General features: G+C 67.3%; 22 protein-coding genes. 10 read left to right on the forward strand and 12 right to left on the reverse strand.

Annotated elements, in window-relative coordinates; translation table 11 throughout:
- Positions 1-37: 37 nt before the first annotated feature.
- The gene (locus AC6I6S_RS12355; RefSeq protein ID WP_497950482.1) at positions 38-763 is read left to right on the forward strand and encodes a diphthine--ammonia ligase; all 726 of its coding nucleotides are present in this window, start codon (positions 38-40) and stop codon (positions 761-763) included.
- Positions 764-772: 9 nt separating this feature from the next.
- Here AC6I6S_RS12355 and AC6I6S_RS12360 read toward each other — a convergent pair whose 3' ends face one another.
- Positions 773-1,669: an NAD-dependent epimerase/dehydratase family protein gene (locus AC6I6S_RS12360; RefSeq protein ID WP_497950484.1), complete on the reverse strand. Its 897-nt coding sequence runs from the start codon at positions 1,667-1,669 to the stop codon at positions 773-775.
- A gap of 33 nt (positions 1,670-1,702) precedes the next feature.
- Between AC6I6S_RS12360 and AC6I6S_RS12365 the strand changes: the two genes are divergently transcribed.
- Positions 1,703-2,617 carry an NAD(P)-dependent oxidoreductase gene (locus AC6I6S_RS12365; protein WP_497950486.1) on the forward strand — a complete coding sequence of 305 codons (915 nt, stop codon included), beginning with the start codon at positions 1,703-1,705 and terminating at the stop codon, positions 2,615-2,617.
- A 44-nt stretch (positions 2,618-2,661) separates the two neighbouring features.
- A complete protein-coding gene (locus tag AC6I6S_RS12370; protein ID WP_497950488.1) occupies positions 2,662-4,230 on the forward strand; it encodes a SagB family peptide dehydrogenase in 1,569 nt (522 codons plus the stop codon).
- A 34-nt stretch (positions 4,231-4,264) separates the two neighbouring features.
- Here the strand turns inward: AC6I6S_RS12370 and AC6I6S_RS12375 are convergent, their stop codons facing one another.
- Positions 4,265-5,194 carry a sulfide-dependent adenosine diphosphate thiazole synthase gene (locus tag AC6I6S_RS12375; protein ID WP_497950490.1) on the reverse strand — a complete coding sequence of 310 codons (930 nt, stop codon included), beginning with the start codon at positions 5,192-5,194 and terminating at the stop codon, positions 4,265-4,267.
- Between the two features lie 542 nt (positions 5,195-5,736).
- On the opposite strand from AC6I6S_RS12375, the gene AC6I6S_RS12380 reads away from it, so the two are divergent.
- The 3 genes from AC6I6S_RS12380 (at position 5,737) to AC6I6S_RS12390 (ending at position 8,506) form a co-directional block, all read left to right on the forward strand.
- On the forward strand, positions 5,737-6,123 hold the full coding sequence (locus tag AC6I6S_RS12380; RefSeq protein WP_497950492.1) for an FxLYD domain-containing protein: 387 nt from the start codon (positions 5,737-5,739) through the stop codon (positions 6,121-6,123).
- A gap of 90 nt (positions 6,124-6,213) precedes the next feature.
- A complete protein-coding gene (locus tag AC6I6S_RS12385; RefSeq protein ID WP_497950494.1) occupies positions 6,214-7,734 on the forward strand; it encodes a flippase in 1,521 nt (506 codons plus the stop codon).
- A 115-nt stretch (positions 7,735-7,849) separates the two neighbouring features.
- Positions 7,850-8,506: a hypothetical protein gene (locus tag AC6I6S_RS12390; protein WP_497950495.1), complete on the forward strand. Its 657-nt coding sequence runs from the start codon at positions 7,850-7,852 to the stop codon at positions 8,504-8,506.
- Positions 8,507-8,949: 443 nt separating this feature from the next.
- Here the strand turns inward: AC6I6S_RS12390 and AC6I6S_RS12395 are convergent, their stop codons facing one another.
- The 3 genes from AC6I6S_RS12395 to AC6I6S_RS12405 all read right to left on the reverse strand — a co-directional run bounded on the left by AC6I6S_RS12395 (position 8,950) and on the right by AC6I6S_RS12405 (position 13,784).
- On the reverse strand, positions 8,950-9,735 hold the full coding sequence (locus tag AC6I6S_RS12395; protein WP_497950497.1) for a 4-phosphopantoate--beta-alanine ligase: 786 nt from the start codon (positions 9,733-9,735) through the stop codon (positions 8,950-8,952).
- A gap of 73 nt (positions 9,736-9,808) precedes the next feature.
- On the reverse strand, positions 9,809-12,643 hold the full coding sequence (locus tag AC6I6S_RS12400; RefSeq protein WP_497950499.1) for a DUF1508 domain-containing protein: 2,835 nt from the start codon (positions 12,641-12,643) through the stop codon (positions 9,809-9,811).
- A 313-nt stretch (positions 12,644-12,956) separates the two neighbouring features.
- Complete coding sequence (locus AC6I6S_RS12405; protein WP_497950501.1) at positions 12,957-13,784, reverse strand: pantoate kinase; 828 nt, start codon at positions 13,782-13,784, stop codon at positions 12,957-12,959.
- A 100-nt stretch (positions 13,785-13,884) separates the two neighbouring features.
- On the opposite strand from AC6I6S_RS12405, the gene AC6I6S_RS12410 reads away from it, so the two are divergent.
- On the forward strand, positions 13,885-15,159 hold the full coding sequence (locus tag AC6I6S_RS12410) for a WD40/YVTN/BNR-like repeat-containing protein (protein WP_497950503.1): 1,275 nt from the start codon (positions 13,885-13,887) through the stop codon (positions 15,157-15,159).
- A gap of 30 nt (positions 15,160-15,189) precedes the next feature.
- On the opposite strand, the gene AC6I6S_RS12415 is transcribed toward AC6I6S_RS12410, so the two are convergent.
- A complete protein-coding gene (locus AC6I6S_RS12415; protein ID WP_497950505.1) occupies positions 15,190-16,494 on the reverse strand; it encodes a cation:proton antiporter in 1,305 nt (434 codons plus the stop codon).
- Positions 16,495-16,585: 91 nt separating this feature from the next.
- On the opposite strand from AC6I6S_RS12415, the gene AC6I6S_RS12420 reads away from it, so the two are divergent.
- Positions 16,586-17,197: a DUF8159 domain-containing protein gene (locus AC6I6S_RS12420; protein WP_497950507.1), complete on the forward strand. Its 612-nt coding sequence runs from the start codon at positions 16,586-16,588 to the stop codon at positions 17,195-17,197.
- 46 nt (positions 17,198-17,243) lie between these two features.
- Here the strand turns inward: AC6I6S_RS12420 and AC6I6S_RS12425 are convergent, their stop codons facing one another.
- The 4 genes from AC6I6S_RS12425 to AC6I6S_RS12440 all read right to left on the reverse strand — a co-directional run bounded on the left by AC6I6S_RS12425 (position 17,244) and on the right by AC6I6S_RS12440 (position 22,264).
- Positions 17,244-17,831: a flavodoxin domain-containing protein gene (locus AC6I6S_RS12425; protein WP_497950509.1), complete on the reverse strand. Its 588-nt coding sequence runs from the start codon at positions 17,829-17,831 to the stop codon at positions 17,244-17,246.
- A gap of 131 nt (positions 17,832-17,962) precedes the next feature.
- The gene (locus tag AC6I6S_RS12430) at positions 17,963-19,372 is read right to left on the reverse strand and encodes an NAD(P)/FAD-dependent oxidoreductase (RefSeq protein ID WP_497950511.1); all 1,410 of its coding nucleotides are present in this window, start codon (positions 19,370-19,372) and stop codon (positions 17,963-17,965) included.
- 135 nt (positions 19,373-19,507) lie between these two features.
- The gene (gene aspS, locus AC6I6S_RS12435) at positions 19,508-20,812 is read right to left on the reverse strand and encodes an aspartate--tRNA(Asn) ligase (RefSeq protein ID WP_497950513.1); all 1,305 of its coding nucleotides are present in this window, start codon (positions 20,810-20,812) and stop codon (positions 19,508-19,510) included.
- A 102-nt stretch (positions 20,813-20,914) separates the two neighbouring features.
- Positions 20,915-22,264 carry a cytochrome P450 gene (locus AC6I6S_RS12440; protein ID WP_497950514.1) on the reverse strand — a complete coding sequence of 450 codons (1,350 nt, stop codon included), beginning with the start codon at positions 22,262-22,264 and terminating at the stop codon, positions 20,915-20,917.
- A 119-nt stretch (positions 22,265-22,383) separates the two neighbouring features.
- Here AC6I6S_RS12440 and AC6I6S_RS12445 point away from each other — a divergent pair, with 119 nt between their 5' ends.
- Complete coding sequence (locus AC6I6S_RS12445) at positions 22,384-23,238, forward strand: SIR2 family NAD-dependent protein deacylase (RefSeq protein WP_497950515.1); 855 nt, start codon at positions 22,384-22,386, stop codon at positions 23,236-23,238.
- A 15-nt stretch (positions 23,239-23,253) separates the two neighbouring features.
- On the opposite strand, the gene AC6I6S_RS12450 is transcribed toward AC6I6S_RS12445, so the two are convergent.
- Both AC6I6S_RS12450 and AC6I6S_RS12455 read right to left on the reverse strand, forming a co-directional pair.
- Complete coding sequence (locus AC6I6S_RS12450) at positions 23,254-23,919, reverse strand: helix-turn-helix domain-containing protein (RefSeq protein ID WP_497950516.1); 666 nt, start codon at positions 23,917-23,919, stop codon at positions 23,254-23,256.
- Between the two features lie 69 nt (positions 23,920-23,988).
- On the reverse strand, positions 23,989-24,693 hold the full coding sequence (locus AC6I6S_RS12455; RefSeq protein WP_497950518.1) for a phosphoglycerol geranylgeranyltransferase: 705 nt from the start codon (positions 24,691-24,693) through the stop codon (positions 23,989-23,991).
- A 173-nt stretch (positions 24,694-24,866) separates the two neighbouring features.
- On the opposite strand from AC6I6S_RS12455, the gene AC6I6S_RS12460 reads away from it, so the two are divergent.
- A complete protein-coding gene (locus tag AC6I6S_RS12460) occupies positions 24,867-26,135 on the forward strand; it encodes a sulfite oxidase (RefSeq protein WP_497950519.1) in 1,269 nt (422 codons plus the stop codon).
- Positions 26,136-26,155 lie beyond the last annotated feature (20 nt).

Genomic DNA, 26,155 nt, shown 5'->3' on the forward strand with positions numbered 1-26,155 from the left:
TCGTCACTCCTTTATTCGCGTCACCGTAGCTCATCACATGAACGACCCAGACGGTGCGTGGATCGGACTCTTTTCGGGCGGTAAGGACTCCTCGTGGGCGGTTCACCGGGCACTCGAGGCCGGCCTCGACGTCCGTCGGCTGGTCACCGTCCACCCCGCGGGCGACTCCTACATGTATCACGTCCCCGAGACGAAGCTGGCGGCGCTGGCCGCAGAGAGCATCGGGATTCCGCTCGTCGACGTCGAGCCGGACGACTTCGAGGCTGAGGCCGCGACGAACTCGAGCGACCAGGGCGACGCGGAACTCGAGCCCCTCGAGGCGGCTCTGAGAGAGCTCGACGCGGATCTCGAGGGCGGTATCGCGGGCGTGACGGCGGGCGCCGTCGAGAGCGAGTACCAGTCGAGCCGGATCGAGGGGATGTGCGAGCGCCTGGGCTGTGACCTCTACGCGCCGCTGTGGCGCGAGGAGCCGCGGGAACTCGCGGACGCGATGCTCGAGGCCGGATTCGAAATTCTGATCGTCCAGGTCGCGGCGGGCGGCCTCGACGAGTCCTGGCTCGGGCGCACCCTCGACGAGGCGGCGCTTTCGGAACTCGAGGAACTCAACGAGCGGTACGGGGTTCATATCCTCGGAGAGGGCGGCGAGTTCGAGACGCTGGTAGTGGACGGGCCGCACATGGAGAGGCGGCTCAATCTCGAGTACGAGACGGAGTGGGAGGGGACGCGAGGGCGGATTCGGGTGATCGAGGCGTGGCTCGAGTAACCGTACCGTTCATTCGTCGGAGCGCAGAAACGCCGGCTCGCGCGACTCCTCGAGTCCCGCCTCTCGCCAGGAGTGCGCCGGCTCCCAACCCAGTTCCGCGCGGGCTTTTGCGGTGGTGAACGCCGACTCGTCGCCCTCGAGCGCACACTCCTCGGGTAACTCGCCGAACACCGCCTCGATCACCTCCGTAGTGGGGCGGTCGAGAAAGTTCTCCGCGGCGGCCGCTAGGTAGACGTCATGGCCGTCGCGGTCCGCCTCGAGGGCGGACCGAACCATCGAGACCACGTCGCGTACGTCCACGTAGGTCCAGAAGTTACCGTTCTTCTCGGCGGTCTCTGGATCGAAGCGCTCGCGGGCCGCGGCGGTGCGCTGCTCGCCGGGGTAGGTGATCCACGACGGGCGGATCGAGGTCACCGAGACCCCGTGTTTGCGGACTGCCATCGCCGCGAGGTCCTCGCCGACGAGTTTGGAGGTCGCGTGGGGGTCTTCGGGCCGCCGCGGGTGAGCCTCGTCGACCGGGAGATAGTCGGGGAGCCACGGTTCGGCGGCGAACACCGAGCCGTAGATGCTCTCGCTCGAGGCCCAGACCACGTCCGCGTCGGCCCGGCCCGCGGCCTCGAGGACGTGGTAGGCGCTCGAGACGTTCGTCAGGAAGGTCTCGGCGTCGGTCGCGACTCCGGGCCGGGGGATCGCCGCGAAGTGAACCACCGCGTCGGGATCCGCCGTCTGGATCGCCTCCCAGGCCCGGCCCTGGTCGGTTAGATCGGCCTCGAGAAACGTTGCATCGGACGCGCGAGGGTTCGGCGGGCGCTCGAGGTCGACGCCGACGACCTCGTGATCGCTCGCGAGGTCCTCGACGATCCGGCTGCCGGCGCCGCCGGTCGCACCGGTTACGACGACTGTCATGGGTGGGCCTTTCCGACGCGGGGCGAAAACGGTGTGGCTTCCGGCGACCGGGAGCGAGCGGTACACTATTCCGAACCCGCGTCGCACTCGAGCGGTATGAAAACGATCGGACTGATCGGCGTCGGACGGATCGGCGCCCTGTTCGCGGAGTCGCTGACCGACGCGGGGTACGAGACCGTCGCGTACGATATCGACCGCTCGCGCCAGGAGGTTGCGGCGAATCGCGGCGCGGAACCGGCGGCGTCGGCGGCCGACGTCGCCGAGCGGGCCGACGCGGTGGTCCTCGCGCTGCCGGGGTCGCCGGAAGTCGAGGCGCTCCTGCTCGAGGGGTCGTTCCTCGAGACGTTCGAGGGCGAGTTGATCGTCGACGCGACGACGACTCACCCCGAGACGGGGGTTCGGTGCGCCGAGCGATGCGACGAGACGGGCGTAACGTACGTCGCGGCGCCGCTCACCCGCGGCGCACCGCGCGAGGGAACGCTCATGTGTATCGGCGCGACCGAACGCGGGTACGAACGCGCCGAGCCGCTGCTCGACGTCCTCTCGACGGACCACCGGCGGATCGGTCCCGTCGGTGCGGGCCGGCGGTTCAAACTCGCGTTACAGATCCGGTACGCGCTCAGGTCGGCGGTCGACGCGGAGGTCGTCGCGTTCGCCCGCGAGACGGGCGTCGCTCCGGCGCTGCTGAACGAGTTTCTCGGCATGGACGTCTCCGAGCGCTACCTCGAGGACGAGTACGCGACCGACAGGTACGGGATGGGCGGGCTGGGAATCTGGCACAAGGACCTGGGGTACGCCCTCGAGGTCGCCCGCGAGAACGATATCCCGCTCCCGCTGACGAGCAGCGGCCACGAACTGTACAAAGCGGGTCGGCGTGCCGCGACCCCTGACGAGAACTGTCCGGAGGCGGTGATGCGCTACTGGCAGGGTCTGAGCCCGGAACGGTAGCCGCGTCCCGGAGATTTTTGTAGCCTCTGCTCGCCCCTCATTCCATGGGAGACGCTCGCGAGTACCACGAGCGGACGAATCACGAGCCGGACCGGCTGCAGGGGTCGTCGCTCGACTACGAGAACAAACCGCGCCCGTACAAGCGCTATCGGGGTCTTCCCGTGGAGCCGCTCGGGGATGTCCGACCACCGGTGCAGCCGGCACTCTCGGTGATCGCGGAGTCGGTCGCCGACCCGCTGACTGACACCGCACAACCGTCCGCCGGCGACCTCGGCCGGCGGACGCTCGCCACGCTGCTCTACGAGGCGAGCGGGATCGTCAGCCGCGCCACGCGGGACGGCCAGGAGGTGCTGTATCGGGCCGCCTCCTGCACCGGCAAACTGTATCACATCGATTGCTACGCCGTCTGTGGCGACCTCGAGGGACTCGAGGCCGGGGTTTACCACTTCGATCCGCGGCGGTTCTCGCTGGACGTACTCCGACAGGGGGACTACCGGGGCGTGCTCGCCGAAGCGGTCGGTGAATCTGACGCGCAGGACGGCGGAACGGGTATGGCCGACGCACCCGTGACGGTCGTCGCCACCTCGACCTGGTGGCGAAACGCCTGGAAGTACCGCGAGCGGACGTACCGACACGCGTTCTGGGACGCGGGAACGGTTCTCGCGAACCTCCTGGGCGCAGCCCACGCGCTGGATACCCGGGCGGAGGTCGTCGCCGGCTTTGCGGACGATCCCGTCTCGAGGCTCGTCGGCATCGACCCGACCGAGGAGGCGCCGATCGCACTCGTCCCGCTGGGCGGCGGCGAGCCGGCTCCCGAACCTCGAGCGGTCGACCCGATCGATCCCGAGACGGCGCCGCTCTCTTCGGATCCGGTCGATTACCCGCCGATCCACGACGCCTGGGAGGGGAGCACCCTCGAGAGCGGCGACGAAGCGGCCGCGTGGCGAGAACGGTGTCTCGAGGTCGGCGGGATCGACGCGCTCGCGGCAGGTGCTGGCGCCGGCGGCTCCGGGTCGGGCGAGCGCATCGCACTCGAGCCGGTCGACCACGAAACCGCCTCCGCTCGGCCGCTCCACCACACGATCGTCCGGCGGGGCTCGCGACGGGAGTTCGCGGAGCGGGGGCCGACGCGCCGTCAGGTCGGCACGGTTCTCAATCGCGCGCTTCGCGGGATCCCCGGCGACTGGAACGGCGGCGAAGCGGGTGGACTCGCGTACAACGACGTGGTGGTGCTGGCGACGGACGTCGAGGGCGTCCCGGACGGCACCTACCGGTACGACCACGAGAGGGCGGCCCTCGAGCGCACCGGCGACGCGAACTCCGAACTGCAGACCGAACTCGCCCTCGAGCAGTCCTGGGCGGGCGACGCCCACGTCAACGTCTATCTGCTGGCCGATATCGACGCGGTCGTCGACCGGCTCGGAAATCGGGGGTATCGGTTAGCACAGCTCGAAGCCGGCGTCACTCTCGGACGGCTCTACCTCGCGACGTTCGCCCACCGGGCGCTCGGCGGGACCGGGCTCACGTTCTACGACGGGCTCGTCGCGGATCACTGTGCGCCGGAATCGGCGGCGATGCCGACCTGTCTGTTCGCGTTCGGCAGATCGGCGTGATCGGCGGCGAAAACGAGAGTGAAGTGCCGGCGGCTCAGTCGTCGGCCGGCGCGGCTCGCGAGGTGAGTTCGACGGGATCGGCGTCGACCTCGAGCTCGTCCAGGGCGACCTGGGCGGCGCGCTTGCCGGAGACGAGCATGGCACCGAAGGTCGGCCCCATGCGCGGCAGGCCGTAGGTCGTCGCAACGGACATCCCGGTCGCGATCAGGCCCTCGTGGACGAGACCGGTGTGCTCGACGATCGCGTCCTCGGACTTGCCGACCCACATCGAGTCGTGGCCGGGCGAGTCGTGGCCGGGGGCGCCGTAGGACTCCGAATCGGTCTGGTCCATGACCTGACCGCGCTCCTTCGCTGCACCGATGCCGGGGGCATCTAAGACGCCTCGTTCGTCGAGTTTCGTGATGGCCATCGCGTCGTGGCCGGTGGCGTCGATCACCAGATCGGCCTCGACGGCGATGGGGTCGACGCAGGTGATCTCGCGGGGCAGCGCGTGGACCGGCGTCCAGTTCATCACGATTCCCGAGACGCGGTGGTCCTCGCGGATGACGATGTCCGTGAACTCGGTCATGTTCTGCATCTTCGCACCCGCGTCGCAGGCGGCTTTGATCAGCGCCGAACAGGCGTGGGGGCCGTTGGCGACGTACAGTCCCTCGCTGTCCTGGGACCGCTTGTAGTCGACCTCGAGGTCCTCGAGAATCCGCTCGGCCGGGCTGCGAACGGTGACCTTGTTCATCAGGAAGCCGCCGAGCCAGAAGCCGCCGCCGAGGTAGTTGTTCTTCTCGACGACCATCGTCTTCACGCCGCGCTCGGCGAGTTCCTTCGCCGCGGTGAGCCCCGAGGGGCCGCCGCCGACGATGATCACGTCGGAATCCGAGAAGTCCATGAACTCCTCGGTCCACTCCTGCCCGATCGCTCGTGTGACGTCCGCTTCGCCGACCTCGCTGAACTGTTCGAACTCGCTCATACAACTGGGTAATATCTGTGGGTAGTGAAAAAGGTGTCGCGACGGCTGTCGGCCTGACCACCACGGCCAATATCGAGGTTCGGTCGGCGTGACACCCTCACAGACTCCTTGGAGGACGTACTCGCTCGCACCCACCTCGAGGGAGAGACCAACGGGCGCGAGGGCCGGAGAGGAGTCCGCGCTCGAGTGCGAACAGGGCGGCCAGGGGTCCCGAAACCGTCAGCGGAGCGCATACGAGCGTTACCGCGAACCCGAGGCCGCCTGCCCCCGCGGTGGTAGCGCTCGGCTCACGAGGAGAGACGCGAGCGTGAAGCAACGGCCGAAGTCGACGGCGGGGCCCCCTTCATCGCACTGCTACACAGACGACGGGGAAGTTAGTTGTTAGCCCTGGGCTCGTCCTGCGCTCCGGTACCCGATGAAAAAGTAGATAGTCGGCTACCCGAAGGGTGGAACACTGAGCCGGACGACGTACCCGTGTGTCGTCGCGGACCGTCTCGACTCCCGAACGCTCAATAGTCGTCCGTGCGAAATCACCCCAGAGAATGAAACGACGCGCGTTCCTCGCGGTCGCGGTGCTCACGCCGGGCTGTCTCGACTACTTCGAGGAGAACGGCGACGAGATCGAACTCACCGAGCCCGAGAACCTCGCGATCGTCTACGACGAACTCGTTCGCGACGATCCGGGGACCGAAGACGAGCGCGTCTACGTCTGGGGTGTCGTCCGTAACGAGGGCGAGCGGGAAGTCAGCTACGTCGAGATCCGGGCGACGTTCCTCGACGAGGAGGGCGAGGAACTCGACACGGTCATCGAGAACGTCCAGGACGTCACCTCCGGCGAGGAGTGGGAGTTCGAGATCGAGTTCCCGGACTTCGGCGAGCGCGCCGCCAGGGTGGCCGACTACGAACTCGAGCCGGCGACGAGCGTGTGAAACGCCGGTTCTCATCGACCCGCGTGCCGACTCCGCCGAGCGCTGCGGTGCGACGAACTCGAGTGACCCCCCGATAGGAAACCCAGATCCATGACAGACCACGACGAAGGCGTCTCCACGCTGGCCAGACAGGGCAGTATCACGTTCGTGGGGAACGTGATCAACGGTGCCTTCGGGTTCGCCATCGTGATGCTGATGACGCGGTTCGTCAGCCCCTCCGTCTACGGGCTGTTCGTGCTCGCGACGTCGGTGATCCTGTTCATGCAGGTGTTCGCGAACCTCGGCCTTCCGCTGGCGATCGACTACTTCGTCCCGCAGTATCTCGACGAGGGTGAACGCGGGAAGGCGAAGGGGGTGATCGTCCAAGTCACCGCCACGGTGCTCGTGACGTCGTCCCTCGTCGCGCTCGCGCTGGCGTTCAGCGCCTCGTACGTGAGCGACTTCTTCCAGGAGCCGTCGCTGCAGGTCGCGCTGTTGCTGTTGAGCATGACGATCCCCATGCTCGCGATCTACAACATCCTGCTCACCTCCTACTACAGCATCAAGAAGCTCCAGTATCGCGTCGTGATGCGCGATCTGGTTCGTCCGATCGTCCGGTTTTCGATCACGGCCGGAATGTTGCTGGCCGGCTTCGGGCTGCTCGGACTCATCACCGGTTACGTCGTCGGTCTCTTCGTCGCGATCACCGTCGGCTCGATCCTCTTTACGTACAAAGCCTGGTCGCTGCTCTCGGTGAAGATGGAGTTCGTCTCGCCGGGGCCGCTGCTCACCTACTCGGTTCCCCTGGCGATGACCAGCGTCGTCTACGTGCTGATGGGCCACGTCGACTATTTCGTACTCGGTTTTTTCCTCGACTCCGACGACGTCGGCATCTACCGCGTCGGCTACATGCTCGGCTCCGGGCTGATGATCATCTTCAACTCGCTGGCGCCGGTGTTCAAACCACTGATCGCGGAAACGCGCGACGACACCGAACTCGTCAAACAGCGGTTCAGGGTCGCCGCCCGCTGGATCGCCGGCATCACGCTCCCGATCGCGATCGTCCTCTCGCTGGGTGCCAGTGCGTACCTCTCGGTCATGTACACGCCACAGTACACCGAGGCGAGCGCGGTCGTCGCACTCCTCTGTGGCGCGTTCCTGTTCAACGTCACCTTCGGCGGTCCGGACGGGACGCTCCTCCAGGGGATGGGTTACTCGCGACTCGTCTTCGTCAACACGCTCGTCCTGTTCGGCGCGAACTTCGCCGTCTCGATGGCGCTCGTCCCGATCTTCGGCATCAACGGCGCCGCGATCGGCTCCGCGACGGCGCTGGTGCTGGTCGGCCTGCTCACCCTCGCCGAACTGTATCACGTCGATCGGGTCCACCCGTTCACCCGCGACTTCGGCAAGATCGTTCTCTCCGGAATCCCCGCGACGATCGCCGGTGTGCCGGTCGTCTACCTCATCGACTCGGCGACGATCACCGCGGCCGTCCTTCCCCTGGTCGTCCTCAGCGTCTACGTCGGCTCGCTGATCGCCACCGACGCGTTCACTGAGAACGACGCCCGGATGGTCGCCGAGTTCAGCCCGACTGCCCAGAAGTGGCTCCCCGCAAAGTTGCTCAACCGCTGAGCCCGTGAGTCGCGGGCTTTCCTCGTCACCTCGCGCTCACCACAGAGCCGAATCGGCCGATCTCACCGCTCGAGTAACGCTCATACGTGGTCGCGTTGTAGCGTCGCTATCGCCCATGGGTTACAGAGAGGACGCGATAAACGCCGTTCGACGGAGTTTCTATCCACAGATCCACTATCTCCTCCGCGGGACCTTCGGCGGCTACGCGGTGAGCCACACGACCGCAGACGAGTACGTGTTGACGGCACACTGCTCCGAAGAGGAGATCGAGGCCGCCCTCGAACAGCTCGGCTTCACCCGCAACCCGATCGCCGCGCTCAAGGTCCGGATGGACGGCAACACCGCCGAGGGGTCGTGGGTCTGGCGGCCCTCGCCGCTCGCCTCTTACCAGGTCCACGTCGTCCTCCACGCGCTGGCCGACCGGGAGGACTGCGTCGACGTCTACGCCCACTGGGAGTGTTCGTGGATCCGCCACCCCCTCAGACACTACGCCACCAGGGGGTACGACGCCGAGAAGGGCGTCGAACTGACCCGCCAGTGGCTCACCGAGTACGAGGGCGCCCCCTTCGACGACGGCCTCGAGTACGAAGTCGACGACGGCCTCGAGCGCCAACTCAGCGAGTACCTCTCCGTCTCCTATTACCGGGTGAAGGAACTCGAACTCGAGCTTCGGGATCGGCTGCCGTTCGTCGACGGCGAGGACGACTCACACGTCCTCGAGCGCGAAAACGGACGCGATAACGTCTCGCCAAGGATTACGGATCGGTTCTGAAACAGTGTTACTTGGCTCGGGTGATTCTTGGCCAGGGATTAGACGACCCCACCGGCTCCTGTTGAATGGTATCTATTTATGTACTTAGGCTGAACACTCTAGGCTGAACACTCCCGCTGTGATGTCGGTCACTCGCTCCTCCGGTCGCCGCTCGCTCGCCGTCTCCAGTGTGGTATATTTCGGTTCCGTCCTTGTAATCGGACTCCCGGTTATGTACGCTACGTACTGGGTTTTTGTAGGGGTGCTCACTGCCATTGGCCTCGGATGGTTCGTGGGCGCGCCGAGTGGAATCGTCGTGGTTGCTGCGGCGTTTTTGGTCGGAATGTGGGTTGCTGGGACCGTGGCAACTCGTATCATTCACGGACTATCGTAACTATCCGGGACAGTGTCGGCTTCACTGTGGCTGTCGGGGTGGCTCTCTACAAAAACGGCTTTTCACTCCGTTACTGCCCGCCGGTTCGAATCCGCTCCTCTGCGTCCTCGAGCGCCGCCTCCCGGTCGAACCCCTCGAGAATCTCCCGTAGTTCGGCCTCGTCTGCGTCCGCCAGCTCTCGAGCGTGTGCCGCAATTGTCGGCACCGCCCGGATCACGTTGTCGACGATCGGAATGTCGGCGGCCCGCGGCGAGCGCGAGAGCGGGTTGAGGTCGATCACGATTTCGATCTTCCCCATCGCCGACAGTGCCTGGGCGCGGTCGCCGTCCTCCAGGGGGACGAGCACCACGTCCGCCTCGTAAATACCGGCGGCGTCGACCTTCGCGCGCTCGTGCTCGAGGCCCGGAATCCGCGCATCGGCCTCGAGTCCCCTGACTTCCTCGGCACCGTGTTCTCGGAGGTGGTCCGCGATGGCCTCGAGGCGTTCGGGCGTGCGGTTGAAGAGGTTGATCTCGAGGTCGGCGTCGACGGCGTCGGCGAGTTCGACGATCTCGCCGGGAACGAGGGCAGCGACGTTGCCGTTGACCGAGAGCACCGGATCGTCGGCGAGCAGGAGCTGTGCCGCGGCCGCCCGCTCGGCTTCGTTTGCGCTGGGGATCGTCTCCTCGCCGAGCAGGTAGTCGAAGGCGCTGCCCCGCCCCTCGGCGTGCATCCCCTGGAGGTGGGTGATCCCCTTCTCGACGCCCGCCTCGATCCGGTGGCGGGTGAGGAGGTCCTGGTACCGCGGATGGTCCTCCGGAATCTCCTCCTCGTGGTCGACGGCCGCCGGAACGGTCTCGTGATCGTGGTCGCTCACGGGAGAATCCTCCTCTGCGCGGATAAAAAAGCCGATCGATAGCCCGCGGCAGTCCGCTCGAAACCGATCGTCGCTATTCGGTGAACGTGATCCAGCCGTCGGGAGCGTGGGCCTTGACCGCGTTCATCGCCTCCCGGGCCTCCGTTCGCGTCTCGTAGGTCCGGGTGCTCTCGGACATCGTGACGCCGTGCTGGTCGACCAGCTGCCACACCCAGCCGTCGTCGGCGGCGTGGAGTTCGAAGGAGACGCCGTCGATCTCGAGGATGCTCGCGCCGTCGATCAGCCCGCGGACGTCCTCGAGAGCGGCCGTCGCGGCCTCGCTCGAGGCGTAGGGCTCGCTGCTGGTCGCGACGGTTCGGCCGGTTTCGTCGAGCAGCCGCCAGCGCCAGCGGCCCTCGTCGTCGGTGAACAGCTCGAAGGAGGCGACGTCGAAGTCGACGCGGCCGGCCATCGGTGCGAGCCGACGAACGTCCTCGACGCCCGAAATCGCGTCTTTCCGGTCGGTCTCGGTGCCGACGGCGCTCGCGATCACCTCGCGGTCGGCGTCGATAAGCTCCCAGAGCCAGCCGCGGTCGTTGCGCAGGCGGATCGCCGTCTCCTCGATCGAGAACACCGGCGCGTCGTCGGCGTGGGCTCCGAGCCCCTGTGCGGCGTCGATCGCGGCCTCTCGATCGTCGTAGGAGACGGTCGCGTCGGCGATCACCTCGCGGTCGCGGTTGCGCAGTCGGAAGCTCCAGTCGCTGCCGCCGTACACCTGCACCGCCACGTCGCCGATCGTGTAGCTGCGTGCGGTCGTCGCGGCCTGACGGACCGACTCGAGGCTCTCGACGAGTTCGTTTCGCGTCGGGTGAGAGTCGTCACTCACCGCGACGACTGCGCCGTTCGGAAGGACGAACCGCCAGTGCCAGTCGCCCGCGGCGTAGGGCTGGAAGATCGCCTCCTCCATCGTCCGGACGCCCGATCCGAGGTGGGAGAGGAGCCGGTCCATGGCCGACTTGGCCGCGGCCCGCGTCGGGTGCGTCGCGGGGTCCTCCGCAACCATGGCGCCGGTTTCGTCGATCAGCCGCCAGCCCCAGCGGTCGTCCTCGCCAACGAAGATCTCGAAGGCGGCGGTGTCGATCTCGAGGAGTTCGGCGTCGGGGGCCTGCTCCTTGAGCGTCATCATCGCCTCGGCGGCGTCGCCCCGGGAGGTGTGTTCCTCGCCGCTGTCGGCGAGGACGTTGCCGTCCTCGTCGATCAGGCGCCAGCGCCACTCGCCGGAGTCGGCCTCGTACACCTGGAAGGCGGCGTTCTCGAACTCGATGAGGTCCGCCTCGCTCGCTTGCTCGCGAACGCGCTCGATCGCCGTGGTGGCCGCCTCGGCGCCCGCGTGTGGCTCCGTGCTCGCGGCGACGACCTCGCGGTCGTCGGTGACGAGCCGCCAGTGCCAGTCGGCAACCGGCTCGTTCTCACCGTCGGTTTCGGCGCCGGCGTCGACGGTATTGTCCGTGGGGTACACCTCGTACTCGGCGTCCTCGATCTCGACGACGGTCGCCTCCGCGGCGGCCTCTCCAAACTGGGTCGCACCTTCGGCGGCCTCGTCGTGGCGTTCGATCCCCGTCGGGCTCCGCGCGACGACGTGTTCGTTCGAGTCGACCAGTCGCCAGCGCCACGTCTCACCCGCGTCGTACAGTTCGTAGGTCGGCTCGCCGGCGACCGTCACCGAGGCCCCCTCGAGTTCGGGGAGCACCGCTTCGACGGCCGACTCGGCGTCCCGGCGCGACTCGAAGGCGTCCGCGCTCTCGGTGAGCACCTCGTCGTCGTGATCGACGAACCGCCACGCCCAGTCGGACGCCCCGCGCTCGTAGAGTTCGACGCCCATGTGGTCGATCGCGAGCAGTCGGCTCCTATCGAAGCGCTCGGCGAACGCCGTCGCGGCCTCCTCGGCCCGACTCTGGCTCGCGTAGCCGTCCTCGCTCGAGGCCAGCGGCGTGCGGTCGTCGTCGAGGAGCGTCCAGTGCCAGCTGTCGCGCTGCTCGGTGTAGGTGAAGGCGGCGCCGTCGATCTCGATGACGTCGGCCGTCGGGCCGCGGTCCTTGAGGAAGCTCACCGACTGCTCGACGCCGTCGCGCTCGGCGAACTCGTCCGCACAGGCTGCGACGACGCTGCCGTCGTCGCGAACGAGCGTCCACTGCCAGTCCCCGTCGCGGCCCTCGTACAGCCGGAACGCCGAGGTCGTCAGCTCGAGCAGCCCCGCCGAGCCGATCTTCGATTTGACCCGCTCGATTCCCGCCTCTGCCTCGGGACGGGTTAGCGAACTGTCCTCGCTCGCGGCGACCGCCTCGAGGTGGAGCACGTGCCACTGCCAGTCGCCGTTCTCGTCCCGGAAGACCGCGAACTGGGCGCCCTCGAGGGCGTCGCCGGTGAGCACCTCGGGGTCGTCGGTGGCCCCCTCCTCGGAGACGTACTTCCCCTTCTGGCCGGTGACGATCGGAACGAGGGCGGTGACGCCCGCGATGATCGCGACGCCGCCGGCGTAGATGGCCGTCACCTCGACGCTGTAATCGTTTCCGAACCCGTACCAGTCGCTCGGGTAGACGACGCCGAACGAACCGACGCCGACCAGCGAGACGAGCAGTCCGACCGCGCTCGCCTGTATTCCTCGTTTGCGAACGGGGAGCATGAGGACGATCCCGAATAGCAGGACCGCGAGGCCGCCGGCCGCCGTGACGCCGGAAACCCTGATCAGAAACAGCGAGTCGATCTCGCCCGCGTAGCCGACGACGAACGTGAAGATGCCGGCCGCGCCGACGACGTAACCGACGATGAACAGCCAGTAGCCGTAGACGTCCTTCGAGGAGTCCGGCTCGCCCACGTAGTGTTCGTACAGCCGGAACAGTGTCCCACGAAGATCTTTAATCGAAGACATTCTTTATTCGAGCACACAACTGGGATTCTATATAATAAAGTTTCGGCCACCGGTATCCGATCTGATAACACTGTGCGTCGGCCACGACCATCGGGGTACAGTCAGCGAGCGGCACTCGTCGCTTCCGTCGTTCGGGCTCGAGAACCGATCTATCGCCCGACCTCGACGAGAAGATTGAGCGTGGTCGGTGCGGATTGGCCGGGTCGCCCGGAAATTGCAGCGATCCGGACGAGACAGATCGGGCCGAGAGCCTCGAGAACAGTAATTTCCACTTCGAACAGATTCTAAAAGTGAGGGGTGTGCCGGCACTTAATTACTTCAGCATCGCGCCGGCGGGGTGGGTCGCACAGACCGCGGGTTCGTAGCCGGCATCGGAGAGTCCGGTGCCGAGTGCGAACACGGTGTCGCCGAGCATCGCCATCGACGCCTGGCCGTCGACGGCGGCGACGTCGGTCAGCGCCTTGCCCACCGACTCGGTCACCAGTTCCGCCTCGCGGGCGAACGCTCGCGAGGCGTAGATAAAGGAGGGAAGCGTCGGCTCTTCGACGACTCTCGAGAGCGCCTGTGTTCCCGCTTCCGTCAGTGCCTCGGTGTCCCCGGAGAGCACCGCTTCGGTCGAGAGTTCGCCGAAAGAAACGTACTCGACGCGAGCGCGCGCCGGAATGCCGTCGAGTTTGTTGGAGGCGGGCGCGCCCGGCTCGAGCCTGATCGGGATCCCCCCGCGAGCCTGGGCGACGACGTCACCCAGACCGGTCCCGGCCTGGACCTCCGCGCCGTGGGCGATCGTGACGAGTTCGTTCACCGAGAGTCGTCGGTCGAAGACGTGGTTGGCCGCGAGCGCTGCTCCCAGGGCGACTGCCCCCGAGACGCCGAACCCCGCTCCGAGGGGAAGGTCGGAGTCGGCCGTGACGCGGGCCGGCGCCTGCAGGGTCTCGAGCACCGTCCGAACCGGTTCGATCGCGGTCGATTCGCCGTCCAGTACGACCGCCGGCTCGTCGGCCGGCTCGACCGTCACCTCGACGCCGTCGGTGAGCGTGAGCCCCGTGCCTCGTGAACCCGCTTTTGTCGGATCGTCGTCCGGGTGGGTGCTGAAGAACCCGGTGATGTGGCCCGGAACGAACGCAGTCGCCTCCTCGCGCATACGGTCGAGTTTCGGCTCGGACGGTATAACGGTGAAGATTTCTCCGGCTCTGGCATATCCAGGCTCGTGGCTTTTCCGTCCACGTCACCTCCCTCGAGCAATGGGAACGTCGTCGACCGCCACCGGCCGCCAAGCGGGGGAGTCGGACGGCTTTCTCGCGTTCTTCCGTCGATACACCAAGACGTGGATCCACGGCGTCTCGACCGCAGGGCTGACCGGGTTCGGGATGCTAACGTTCGTTCACCGCTGGTTTGCCGTCCTGGCCATCGCGAGCTACGTCCTACCGCCGGTCGGCCTCTATTTCGCAGACCGGCGAGGGACTCGAGAGTCGGGCGCATCCGAGGAGCCGTCCGAACCCGTTTCGGACGACGGCGGTCGCCATCCCCCCGAATCGAGCGCAGATGGGGCCGTCGACGGTCGCGCTGCTGTGACCGACGATGCGCCGACGGCCACCGACGAACGGACGAGCGACGACGAGGGCAGCGAACCGAATCGGGACCGAGAACTCGAGTGGACGGCGGTCGACGTGCCGACCGACGCCGCCCTGTTCGACGTCGCGGTCGCCTCGATCGGGGCCGTTGCGGTCGGCGACGGCGGCGTCGTGATCGCGAGCGACGGCGAGGAGTGGACGACCGTCCTCGAGGACGGCCCCGGCGCGAACGGCGAGACCCTCTACGGGGTCGACGGCACCGCCGACGCGGGGATCGTCTGGATGGCCGGCGACAACGGCGCTGTCGGCCGACTCGAGGTCGACACCGGCCGCCACGTCGACCACTCGGCGCCAAACGACCTGACGGACAACCTGACCGGCGTCGCCGTCTCCGGCACCGAGGGCGACGAAACCGTCCTGCTGATCAACGGCTCCGGCGAGGTCCTTCGGGGGCGGTACCGCGACGGCGACCTCGCCTGGGGGGAACCGGTGAAACCGGGAAGCGGCTCGAGTCTGAGCGACGTCGCCCTCGCGGATGGCGTCGGCTACTGCTGTGATACGAACGGCGGCGTCTTCGTCACCGAAGACGGCGGGAAGAGCTTCGAGGCGGTCGGACTCGAGGGCGCCGACGGCACCCTCACGGCGCTCGCGCCGGCGGCGCCTGACGACTGCCTCGTCGCCACGGACGCGGGCACCGTTCACCGGGACGACGGGACCGCGTGGACGCCCGAGCGAGTCGGCGAGACGGCGTTGACGGGGATCGCTCGAGACGACGGCTGTGTCGCGGTCTGTGAGGAGACAGGGGGCATCGCTGAACGCCGCGATCCGGCCGCCGACTGGGAGCGGATCGCGACGAGCGCGCCAGGCCCCCTCCGGGGAGTCGCGCTCGAGGACGGTCGTGGACTCGTCGTCGGCGACGAGGGAACGGTACTCGAACGGCGGTGAGACCGATCGAGCACGACCGCCGAGCCCTCGCTACCGCTTGCCGGTGAGCCACCGCATCACCGGGGACGCGGCGATCCCGTGGACGACGACCGAGACGAGGACGACGAAGCCGACGATCGACCACAGCAACTCGGCGTTGCGAAACGGTGCGGTGTTCAGGGCCCACGAGAGGTAGTAGAACGAGCCGATGCCGCGGATCCCGAACGTCGAGATGACGGCGCGCTCGCGCCAGCCGTGATCGAAGCCGATCAGCCCGACCAGCCCGGCGAGCGGCCGGACGACGACGAGGATCCCGATGCCGACGAGGGCGCCCTCCCACGTCAGCGCCGAGAGCAAGCCGTCGGCCAGCGCCCCGCCGAACAGGACCATAATCGCCACCATCAGTAGCTGTTCGCCCATCTCGGCGACCCCGTGGAGCGCCTCGTGGTACTCGTGGTTGCGCTCGTACTCCCGGATCGTCACCGCGGCGACGAACACGGCGATGAAGCCGTAGCCGCCGACCAGCTCCACCGCCGCGTAGGCGATCAGCGTCCCGGCGACGGCCTCGAGTCCCTGCACCGATCTCGAGAGCGGCGAGTTCGCCGAGAACCGAAAGACGAGCCTCGCGAGCAGCCAACCGACGACGAGACCGCCGAGGAGCCCGACGACGAGCTTGTAGGCGACGAAGACGAGGAGCCACTCCCCGAGCCACCGTCCGGGGGCGTAGCCCACGAGCGCGAGGAGCACCGCGAGGTAGGAGAACGGAAAGGCGAGGCCGTCGTTGAGCCCCGCCTCGGAGGTGAGCGCGAAGCGAACCTCGTCCGAACCCTCGGACTCGGCCCCATAGCTGGTTTCTGCGTCGTTCGCGTCGGAACCGGACTCCGACTCGAGGGCGCGCTCTCGCTGCCGGTCGGGTGCCTCGACCTGTACCTCCGAGGCGAGGACGGGGTCGGTCGGCGCGATTACCGCCCCGAGCAAGACGGCCGTCGGGAGCAACAGGCCCCCGACGGCCCACCCGAGCGCCGCCGCGCCCGCGATCGACAGCGGCATCGTGATCGCGAGCAGTCGGGCGGTCGATTCCCAGGCGGGCCACCCCGGGGGGCGGCCGACCTTGAGTCCGGCCCCCATCAGCGCGACGATCACGCCGAGTTCGGTCAGCCGCTCGGCCTCGTCGGCGAACTCGATCGGGTCGGGATACGGAAGCGCCGGCGCCGCCGTAAAGGCCGCCGCGCCGAGGATGAGGTAGACGATCGGCAGCGAGAGCGGGCGCTCGTCGACGAGTCGCGTCAGGACGACGAGTGCGAGGATCGCGAGTCCCGCGACCAGCAACCCGACGACGAACCCCTCGAGCGCCATCCGGTGTCCTACCCCGGGCTGGCCGATAAACCGGCCGCTTGCGACGACCGGGGACGGGTTTTTGCGACGACTCGGCGTACGAGGCTGACGAATGACCTCCCCACGAGCGGCCGACCGACCCGATACCGACGCGTCCGCCACACGGCGGGCGCGGCCCGGAGTGACGCGTCGGGCGGTCCTCGCGCTCGCCGCCGTCGCACCGGTCGCGCTCGCGGGCTGTCCGACCGAGTACGACGAGGGGTACGAGGAGCGACCCGAACCAGTCGAGGAGCACATTCCGGTCGAACGCGTCCGCCCCGACCTTCCGGTCCGGGAGTTTTCCGAGGAGTACGAGCGGGGGATCGAAGCGGGACTCGACGCGCCCGTCGACGATCTCGAGTCGTTCGGTACGGCCCTCGAGTCAACCGGTCTCGACGTCGACCGACTCGAGCGCGACGACTCCTACCTCTATCTCGTCTACGTCGCCTCCCCGCCCGAGGACGGCGTCCTTCGCGACGTCGGCTTCGTCGCGGGGGCGTACGCGCCGTACGTCCTCGCGACGGCCGAGCCGCCGACGCTCGACGCGATCGTCCTCGAGGCCGAGGACGTCGACTTCGGCACTTTCACCGCGTACGTGAACTGGGTCCGCGCACTCGAGGCGGGCGAGGAGAGCGCCGCCATCTACGGCGAGCGGGTGTTCGCAACACTGAAGACGACGCGATAGCCGGGCGGGTCGAGATCCAGGTGCGGCCGCCCGAGGTCCGTGCCGTTTACTCGAGGCCGCTCTCGTCGTCTGGTGGCGCGACCCCGAGTCGCCCCTCGACGAACGCCGCGACGTCGGCGGCGAACGCGTCGACCTCCGCCCAGTCGGTGAACTCGACGTCGCCCGCCTCGTCCGCCGGTGGCATCTCCGAGATGGCCCGCCTGGCGATTCCCTTCATCACCAGCCGCTTGAGAAAGCCGTACTCCGAGTAGCGAAGCGCCCCGCCGAAGAGCCCGATCCGATCGGGGTGCCAGTCGGTCTCCTCGAGGAACCCCTCGGCGTAGCCCGCGGCCTGCTCTTCCCCGCTCTCCTCGGCCGAGGAGAGCGACACCTGGAAGAAGGCCGTCGGCTTCGTTCTCAGGGTGTCGCGATTGGTTTCGACGAACTCGCGGACCGCTTTCTGTTGTTTGCCGCCGTGGACGGACGCACCGACGAGTACCGCGTCGAAGGAGGCGGGCTCGAGGTCCGGCCTGATTTCGCTCGCATCGACGACCGTCGCGTCGTGGCCTCGAGCCGTCAGCACCTCGTCGATTCGGTCGGCAATTTTCGCCGTCTGCCCTTCACCGGTGCCGTAGGTCACGAGAAACGAAAGCATTCGCCGCTAGTAGGTGCGCAAACGCAATAAAACGGTGCCGAGACTCGTGTCGACGCGGAACCGGCAGTGACCGACGCGCTCGACCGGTCAGGCTGTGGTCGGGGACACCGAACCGAGCGCCGGAGAGCGGATCAGGTGACTCGACCCCGAGGCGGTTCCCGCAGTCGTCGTTGCTGCGGTTTCCCGACGATCTGGGCCGGTCCGAGAACGAGCCAGAGGACTCGCGGGCGGAACAGTTCGGACGGCGGCTGTTGCAGCGAGAAGACCCGAAACGCGACATCCGATACCCTGCTATCGGTGTGCGACCGGCGAACCATGCGGTTCAGGTACCAGTTGAGAACGGTCGTGCCCCGAGGTCGGGGACCGTCCGTCTGGGGGAACTCGAGGTCACTGCCGACCGTCAGGTCCCAGGCGACGTCCACGATCGCCGCGGCTCGGTCGAAAAACCGGAGGGCCAGTCCCGTTCGATCGCCCGCCGCCAGTTCGCGGTGTAACTCGAGCGCCTGGAGGGCAGCCACCGAGATGCCCTGGCCGTTGGTCGGGTTGTAGCTGGCGATGGCGTCGCCGATGACGAGCAGCCCCTCGGGGAACCGCTCGAGATCCTCGTACCGGTGTCGACGGTTCGAGGGGAACGGGTAGCTGACGATCTCCTCTGAGACCATCGGGTACTCCTCGAGCAGTTTCGCCACCGCAGGAGTGGGTATGCCGTCGGCGAACCGCACGAATCGCTCGGGGTCCGTCGGCGGGTGGTCCCCGTGTACGCCGTGTAGATTGACCAGCCACCGGTCTTCCTCGACTGGGAAGACGAAGGCGCCGCGGGTGTTCGGCGCCTCCGCGTCCACGGCGTACGCCAGGGTTTCGTCCGGCGGTCGCTCGACGAACGTCGAGCCGTACCCCAGGTCGATGTGAATCTCCTCGAGGGGCGGCGGCACGTACCCGTGCCCGTCTAACCAGGTCGGCGTTCGGCTCGTCCGGCCGGTGGCGTCGACGACCAGGTCGGCCGCGAGATCCTCGGGTTCGGTCGCCCGATTCCGGAGTTCGACTCCCTCGACGGTCGTCGCCTCTTCGTCGGTGAGATACCCCACGAGCCGACAGTGTGGCCGTACGTGGACTCGCTCGTGCCTCGAGAGGTGTCGGCGAACCAGATACTCGAACACCGGTCTCGTGGCGAAGTACATCACGTGGGGGTCCGTCCCCGGCGCCATGTACCCGCCCTGCAGAAAGATCTTGAAGTCGTTTCCGAGTTCGCTCGTCACGCCGCCGGCCGCGCGGAGGTCTTCGCTGAAGCCCGGGAACAGGCCCTCGAGCGTGGCTCGACCGCTCTCCCAGAGCGAGTGCGGATGGTTCCCCTGCGGGACGCCGCGTCGCGGCGTCGGCTCCTCCGGAAGCGCGTCTCGTTCGATCACCACGACTTCGTCGAACGCATCCGCGAGCACCCGAGCCGCCAGCAGTCCGGCCATACCTGCGCCGACCACGACCGCGCGTCCGTCACGGCTCTCGATCCTGTCACTATCGTACTGCGAAACGGTTGTCAGGGTCATCGCCGTCGGTCACCAGTTGTGCTACGCGCAGCTGTGTGTTAATTGCTACCATATATCAATAATGGACGAACTCGCGGCCGCTCGCCGGTCAGCGGCGAGCCCTACGGGCTCCCACTCGACGAACAGCGACCTCGCCTACGGCGAGAGTCGCTGTCGGTCTCGCGGGAAGAGAACAGCCTCTCGAATGTTCTCGAGGCCCAGGATCGTCATCACCAATCGCTCGCCGCCGAGGCCGAAGCCGGCGTGGGGCGGCATCCCGTACTTGAACATCTTGGTGTAGTACTCGAACTGGTCGGGGTCGAGTCCCTGCTGTTTGAACCCCTCGACGAGGTGGTCGTAGCGGTGTTCGCGCTGGCCACCCGAGACGAGTTCCATCCGCGGGTGCATCAGGTCGAAGCCGGTCGAGAGCTGCTCGTCGTCGTCGTGGTCCTTGATGTAGAAGGGCTTGATCTCGCTCGGCCAGTCGGTGATGAAGTAGTGACCGCCGACGTCGTCGCCAAGCGCTTTCTCCGCCTCCGTCGAGAGGTCGTCGCCCCACACCAGCTGTTCGTCGAGTTCGCCCGTGGCGTTGATACGCTCGATGGCCTCCTCGTAGGAGAGGCGGGGGAACGCCTCGGCGGGAATCTCGAACTCCTCGGCGAGGCCGAGGGTCTCGAGTTCCTCGCTGCAGTTCTCCGAAATCGCCTCGTAGGCGGCCTTCACCACGCCTTCAACGACGTCCATCGCGTCGTGGTGGTCGCAAAAGGCTCCCTCAAAGTCGATCGAAGTCGCCTCGTTCAGGTGTCGCGGCGTGTTGTGCTCCTCGGCGCGGAAGATCGGACCGATCTCGAAGACGCGCTCTAAGTTGGAGCCGGCCATCAGCTGCTTGAACAGCTGCGGGCTCTGGTTCATGAACGCCTCCTGGCCGAAGTAGGTGATCGGGAACAGCTCGGTGCCGCCCTCGGTCCCCGTCGCAACGATCTTCGGCGTGGTGATCTCGGTGCAGTCGTCGGCGCGGAACTGCTCGCGGGCGGCCCGTAGGATCTCGGCGCGGATGGTGAAGATCGCCTGGACCTCGTCCTTGCGCAGGTCGAGCGTGCGGTTGTCGAGTCGGGTGGAGATGTCGGCGTCGACCTTCCCCGAGGGGTCGAGGGGGAGTTCGGGATCTGCGGGGGCGACGACCTCGAGCGACTCCGGGGTAACCTCGACGCCAGTCGGCGCGCGGGGCTCCTCTTCGACGGCGCCCGAGACTTTCACGACGCTCTCGCGGGAGACGCCGAGGCCGGTTTCGACGAGCTCCTCGTCCATCTCGTCCTTCTCGAATTTGACCTGGATCTTCCCGGTCGTATCCCGGAGGATCAGGAAGGCGATGCCGCCGAGGTCCCGCACTTCGTGGACCCAGCCGGCGACGGTGACCTCGTCGCCGGGTTCGGCGTCGGCAGTGTAGGTTCTGTCCTGCATACCCACCGATTATCGCAGGCGTGACTTAAGCGCAATCGTTCTGGGTTGCCAGCTACCACGCTCGAGATACCTGGGTCGCGGCCGCCTCTCGAACGGTGGGATCTACGACCGTTCCCTGACCGTCATCGGAATCTCGTGTTTCGGTCGTGCCGTAATTGTCGCCAGCAGGTCGAGTTCGGTTCCTGGGACGAGCTCGAGGTGATACTGCTGGTAGATGGTCGCGAGGATCAGCTGGGCCTCGAGCATCGCGAACCGATCGCCGATACACCGCCGCGGCCCCGCCGCGAACGGGAAGTACGCCAGCTTCGGTAGGTCGGCTTCCATCTCGTCGGTCCAGCGGTCGGGCTCGAAGGCGAGCGGATCGTCGTACCACCGGGGGTCGCGGTGGACGACCCACTGGTGCATTCGAACGGTCGATCCGGGACGGATCTCGTAGCCCCCGATGATGTCCGGCTTGACCGGTTCGCGGACGATGCCGGGCACCGGCGGGTAGAGCCGCATCGACTCTTTGACCACCCGCTCGGTGTACCCGAGTTCCGGGAGGTCGCCCATCGTCGGGGTAGCGCCGTCGAGGACGTCCTCGAGTTCCTCGACCAGTTTCGCCTCCACCTGCGGGTTCCGTGCGAGGAGGTACGCGGTCATCGTCAGCGAGAGCGCCGTCGTCTCGTGGCCCGCGAGCAACAGCGTTACCACCTCGTCGCGGATCTCCTCGTCCGAGAGGCTGTTCCCGTTTTCGTCGGTGACCTCGAGCAGTTTCGAGATCACGTCCCGGTCGGTCGGGTTCCGGCGGCGCTCCTCGATCAGTCGGTAGACGACAGCGTCGAGGTCGTCGCGAGCCCCTTCGATCTGTCGACGGGTTCGCGTCGGTACCCACGCCGGCAGGACGAGGTGCGAGAGGCTCTCGGTCGCCAGCATAAACTCCTCGAGCGAGGAGCCGATCCGCTCGACGTGGTCGTCGATGTCGACGCCGAACAGCGCCCGGCTGACGATCCGTAACGTGAGTTCCATCATCTCCTCGTGGATCGGTCGTGTCTGACCGTCCGCCCAGGACTCGAGGGCGTCTTCGGTGAACGCCGTCATCATGGTCGCGTACTCCTGAATCCGATCGGGGTGGAACGCGGGCTGGAGCAGGTGGCGGTTGCGCCGCCAGACGGCCCCCTCGCTGTTCAGGATGCCGTTGCCCGTAACCGGCCGGAGGATGTGCTGAAACCGCTCGCCCTTAATGTAGCTCTCGTTGTTCGTGACGAGTACCTGCTCGATGTAGTCGGGGTGATTGAGCTGGTAGGTCGGCCCACTGGGATCTTCCCAGGCCGCGATGTCGCCGTACTCGCGGGCGGTTCGCGTCATGAAGTCGTACGGGTCGCGGAGAAACGCAAGCTGGTTGCCCACGAGCGGGAGGCCGTCGGGGCCGGGCGGGCGGTCGCCGGTAAGAGCAGGGGTGTCGTCGCTCATCGCGTCGGATAACGAGGGCCAGCCGCCTATGTGTGACGGCGAGCGATCGCCGCGAGTTCGAACTGACGGTCGAGTCAGTAACCGTTCGAACTTTTGTAGATCTACCGACTACACGGCGTATGGACGACCTCGAGGCCCTCGCCAGCGATATCCGCGGAGCCGAGACGACCGTCGCGCTCACCGGTGCCGGCATCTCCGCACCCTCCGGCGTGCCGACGTTTCGCGGCGACGACGGCGTCTGGGACCGGTTTGAGGAGGGACAGTTCACCCACGGGCGGTTCCGTCGCGATCCTGCGGGATTCTGGCGCGACCGCCTCGACCTCCAGCGCGCGATGTACGGCGAGGAGTACGAACCGAACGCAGCCCACGAGGCGCTGGCCGCCCTGGGCGAGTCGGGCGACCTCGAGGCGATCGTCACGCAGAACACCGACGGGCTTCACCTCGAGGCCGCCCGCGCCCTCTCGGGAGACGCCGACGGAAGCGGCGGGAGGAACAGGGACGGAACCGACGGCGCGGATGCCGGAGCGGGTGCGGACGTCCTCGAGATCCACGGCAACGCCCACCGCGTCGTCTGTACGACCTGCGGGAAGCGGACGGACGCCGAACCGGTCCTCGAGCGGGTCGAAACCGGCGAGGTGCCGCCCCGGTGTGACTGCGGCGGGGACAATGACGCGGGTGGGATCTACAAACCCGACGTCGTCCTCTTCGGCGAACGGCTGCCGGAACCCGTGCTCCAGCGCGCCCAGTCGCTCGCCAGGGAGAGCGACGTTCTCCTCGCCGTCGGCTCGTCGCTCGTCGTCGAACCCGCGGCCTCGCTGCCGCGAGTCGCCGCGAGAAACGGAGCCACCGTCGGTGTCGTCAACCTCGAGTCGACGCCTGTCGACGACGTCGCGGACGTTATCTGCCGGGAGGACGTCACCGATGCTCTCCCTCGCCTCCGGGCTGCCGTCGAGGCCAGCGACGGACCGCCGTGACCGCTGTCGCGATCGTCAGGACAGGTGCTCCCCGACCAGCCGGGACTGCCCCCGACGCAGCCGTTCGCTCACCGCCTGATCGGAGATGCCGAGTTCCGCCGCCAGTTCCTCGAGGGTCGTCTCGCGGGGAACGTCGAAGAACCCGCGTTCCCAGGCGAGCGCCACCGCCTCCCGCTGTGATGCGGTGAGGACGTCGGTGGCCGACGCGTCGGCGCCGTCGGACAGCCGGTGGAGATCGAAGACAGCCCCGGCGTCCTCGAGAAACGAGTAATAGGTCGTGAACGTCTCCCGGTCGGGAAAGCGCATCTCCACCTCCCAGCGGCGACCGCTACCACGGTACCGAAGCAGTTCCGCGCCGACGGCCATCCACTCCTCGTAGGCCTCGAGAACGTCCGTCTCGCTCCGGTGAATCCGGTACAGCGCTCGGCCGCCGACGTGTTCGATCCGTTCGAATCCGTCGACGGTCGGATCCGTCTCGAGTGCGGTATCAAGCTCCTCGAGCGCCTCGCGGGTGCCGTGGCTCTCGAGGGGACGATATCGGAGCCAGCAGAAGGCGACCGGCCGGGACGACTCGAGAGCGAACTGTCGCTCGAGTTCGATCTCGAGTTCCGGGACCGACTCGAGTGTCGGCGAGAGAAAGAGCGACGGCGCGGCAACCTTGTACTCCGCGAGGAGACTCATACACCCCCTGTACGACGGAGCACGAAAACCGTTTAGGCCATTACGTGACAGGTTCGGCCTCCCGGGTGGTTACGACGCGTCGTTCGCTGCCGCGACCGTTTCGCGGACGGCGTCGACGCCCTCGTCGTGGGCGAGGTTGCCGACGACGATCACGTCGGCGTGCTGGGCCATTCCGTAGGCGGAGTCGTAGTCGTGGATGCCGCCGCCGTAGAACAGCGTCGACTCCGAGAGGGAGTCGGCCGCGGCCGAGACGACCGACTCCTCGCCGTAGGTTCCCGAATATTCGACGTAGACGATCTCCTGGCCGAACATCCGCTCGGCGACTTTCGCGTAGGCGCCGACCTCCTCGGCGGTGAGGTCGCAGTCGGCCTCCGTGAGCGTGGCGACGTCGGCCTCCGGGTTCATCACGATGTAGGCCTCCATCCAGGTGCGGTCCCACTCGAGGTCGCCCTCCAGGCGAACCCACTCCTTGTGCGCCCCGGTGATCCAGAACGGGGAGCCGGCGTTGAACACCGTCGGGATGAGATAGCCCGCGAGCGCGTCGTTCTCGACGACGACGCTCGGATTCGAGGGTTCCTGGTAGAGCGGCACGTCGTGTTCGGCGCAGGCCTCGATGACGGCCGTCATGTTCTCCTCGGTCATTCCCATCGTACCGCCGACCTCGATGGCGTCGGTGCCGGTCGCACAGAGATCGCCGTAGGTCACTCCCTCGGGGAGTTCCTTGTCGGGATCGAGTTTGAGGATATGGTTCCAGTCGTCCCAGGGCGCAGTCATACCGCCCCGTTTCCCGACAACCGGCAAAAGCCCTGCGAATCGGCCCGTACCCCGGCGACTCGAGGTGTCCGCCTCGGTCGAGTGGCTCCATAAACCGGCGGCTGGACCGCTGACCTGGGCGGCGCGCGGCCGGTGGGCAAATAGCTATCTTGTCAGCCGTGGCAGTCAGTGTCATGGGGGTCGAGAACCCGCGAAAGAGCCGCCACGAAGAGATCGAAACGATCGTCGACGCGAGGGCGGGCGGCGTCGCGGAGACGCGAGACGAGGCCGACAAGTACACCGTCGTCGGCGCCGCCCGTCGGCGGACGTTTGCAAACTGGCTGACGCCCGTCGAGGAGCACTTCGTCTGTCACCGAAACGATATCCCGGACGCGGCCGCAGAGGACTGGACCGTCTCGCTCACCGGCCATCTCGAGGGGGAACTCTCGATCGCCGAGATCAGAGACGAGTATCCGACGGTGGCGGTCGCACACACGATGGAGTGTGCGGGCAACGGGCGCGGCCAGCACGACCCCGAAACGGGGAGCGTCCAGTGGGAGTACGAGGCCGCCGCCACCGCCTTCTGGACCGGCACCCCCGTGCGTTCGATCCTCCGCGAACACGGAATCGAATCGGCCGACGAGCGGTGGCTCACCGCGGTCGGCGGCGATGCCTCCGACGGCGACGACGTGTTCGCCCGCTCGATTCCGCTCTCGAAGGCGCTCGAGGACTGCATCCTCGCCTACGAGATGAACGGCGAGGCGCTTCCGCGAGAACACGGCTACCCGGTCCGGCTGATCGCTCCCGGCTGGTACGGCGTCAACAACGTCAAGTGGCTCTCGGAGCTGCGACTGATGAACTCGATGGTAACTCAGGGGGCGCTCGAGCGCCCCGGCGACCACGACTACTGGCAGCAGACCGCCTACCGGCTTCACCCCGAGGGGATCGACCCAGATTCGATCGAGACGGTCGAGACGGGCGACACCTGGGACCAGTTCGAGAGCGGCGTTGACTACCCGTACACGTTCGACGCAAACGTGATGTCACTAATCGGTGTGCCAGACGGTGAATCGCCCGTCGCACCGCGGGCGGACGGAACGGTCGAGGTCCGCGGCGTCGCCTGGGCGGGTGACGACCGGGTCGACCGCGTGGAAATTTCGACAAACGGCGGTGAAACGTGGGACGACGCGGAGCCGTTTGGCCCCACGTACGACGGCGCGTGGCGCCTGTTCCGGTACGAGTGGGACGCCGACCCGGGCCGACACGTGCTGTTCTCGCGGGCGTCGGACGAACACGGCCGACGGCAGCCCGCACGGATCTCCGATCCGAAGGACTGGCGTGACGCGCTCGAGAACGACGAGTTCCCCTGGAACGAGGGGGGCTACGCAGCGAACGCCTACGAGCCGAACGCCGTCGAGGTCCACATTGCCGACGGACGGTCGTCGCCCGGATCGGCGGAGTGAGCAGGGCGTTCGCGCCCGCC

Source organism: Natrononativus sp. DTA114, from assembly GCF_059736515.1.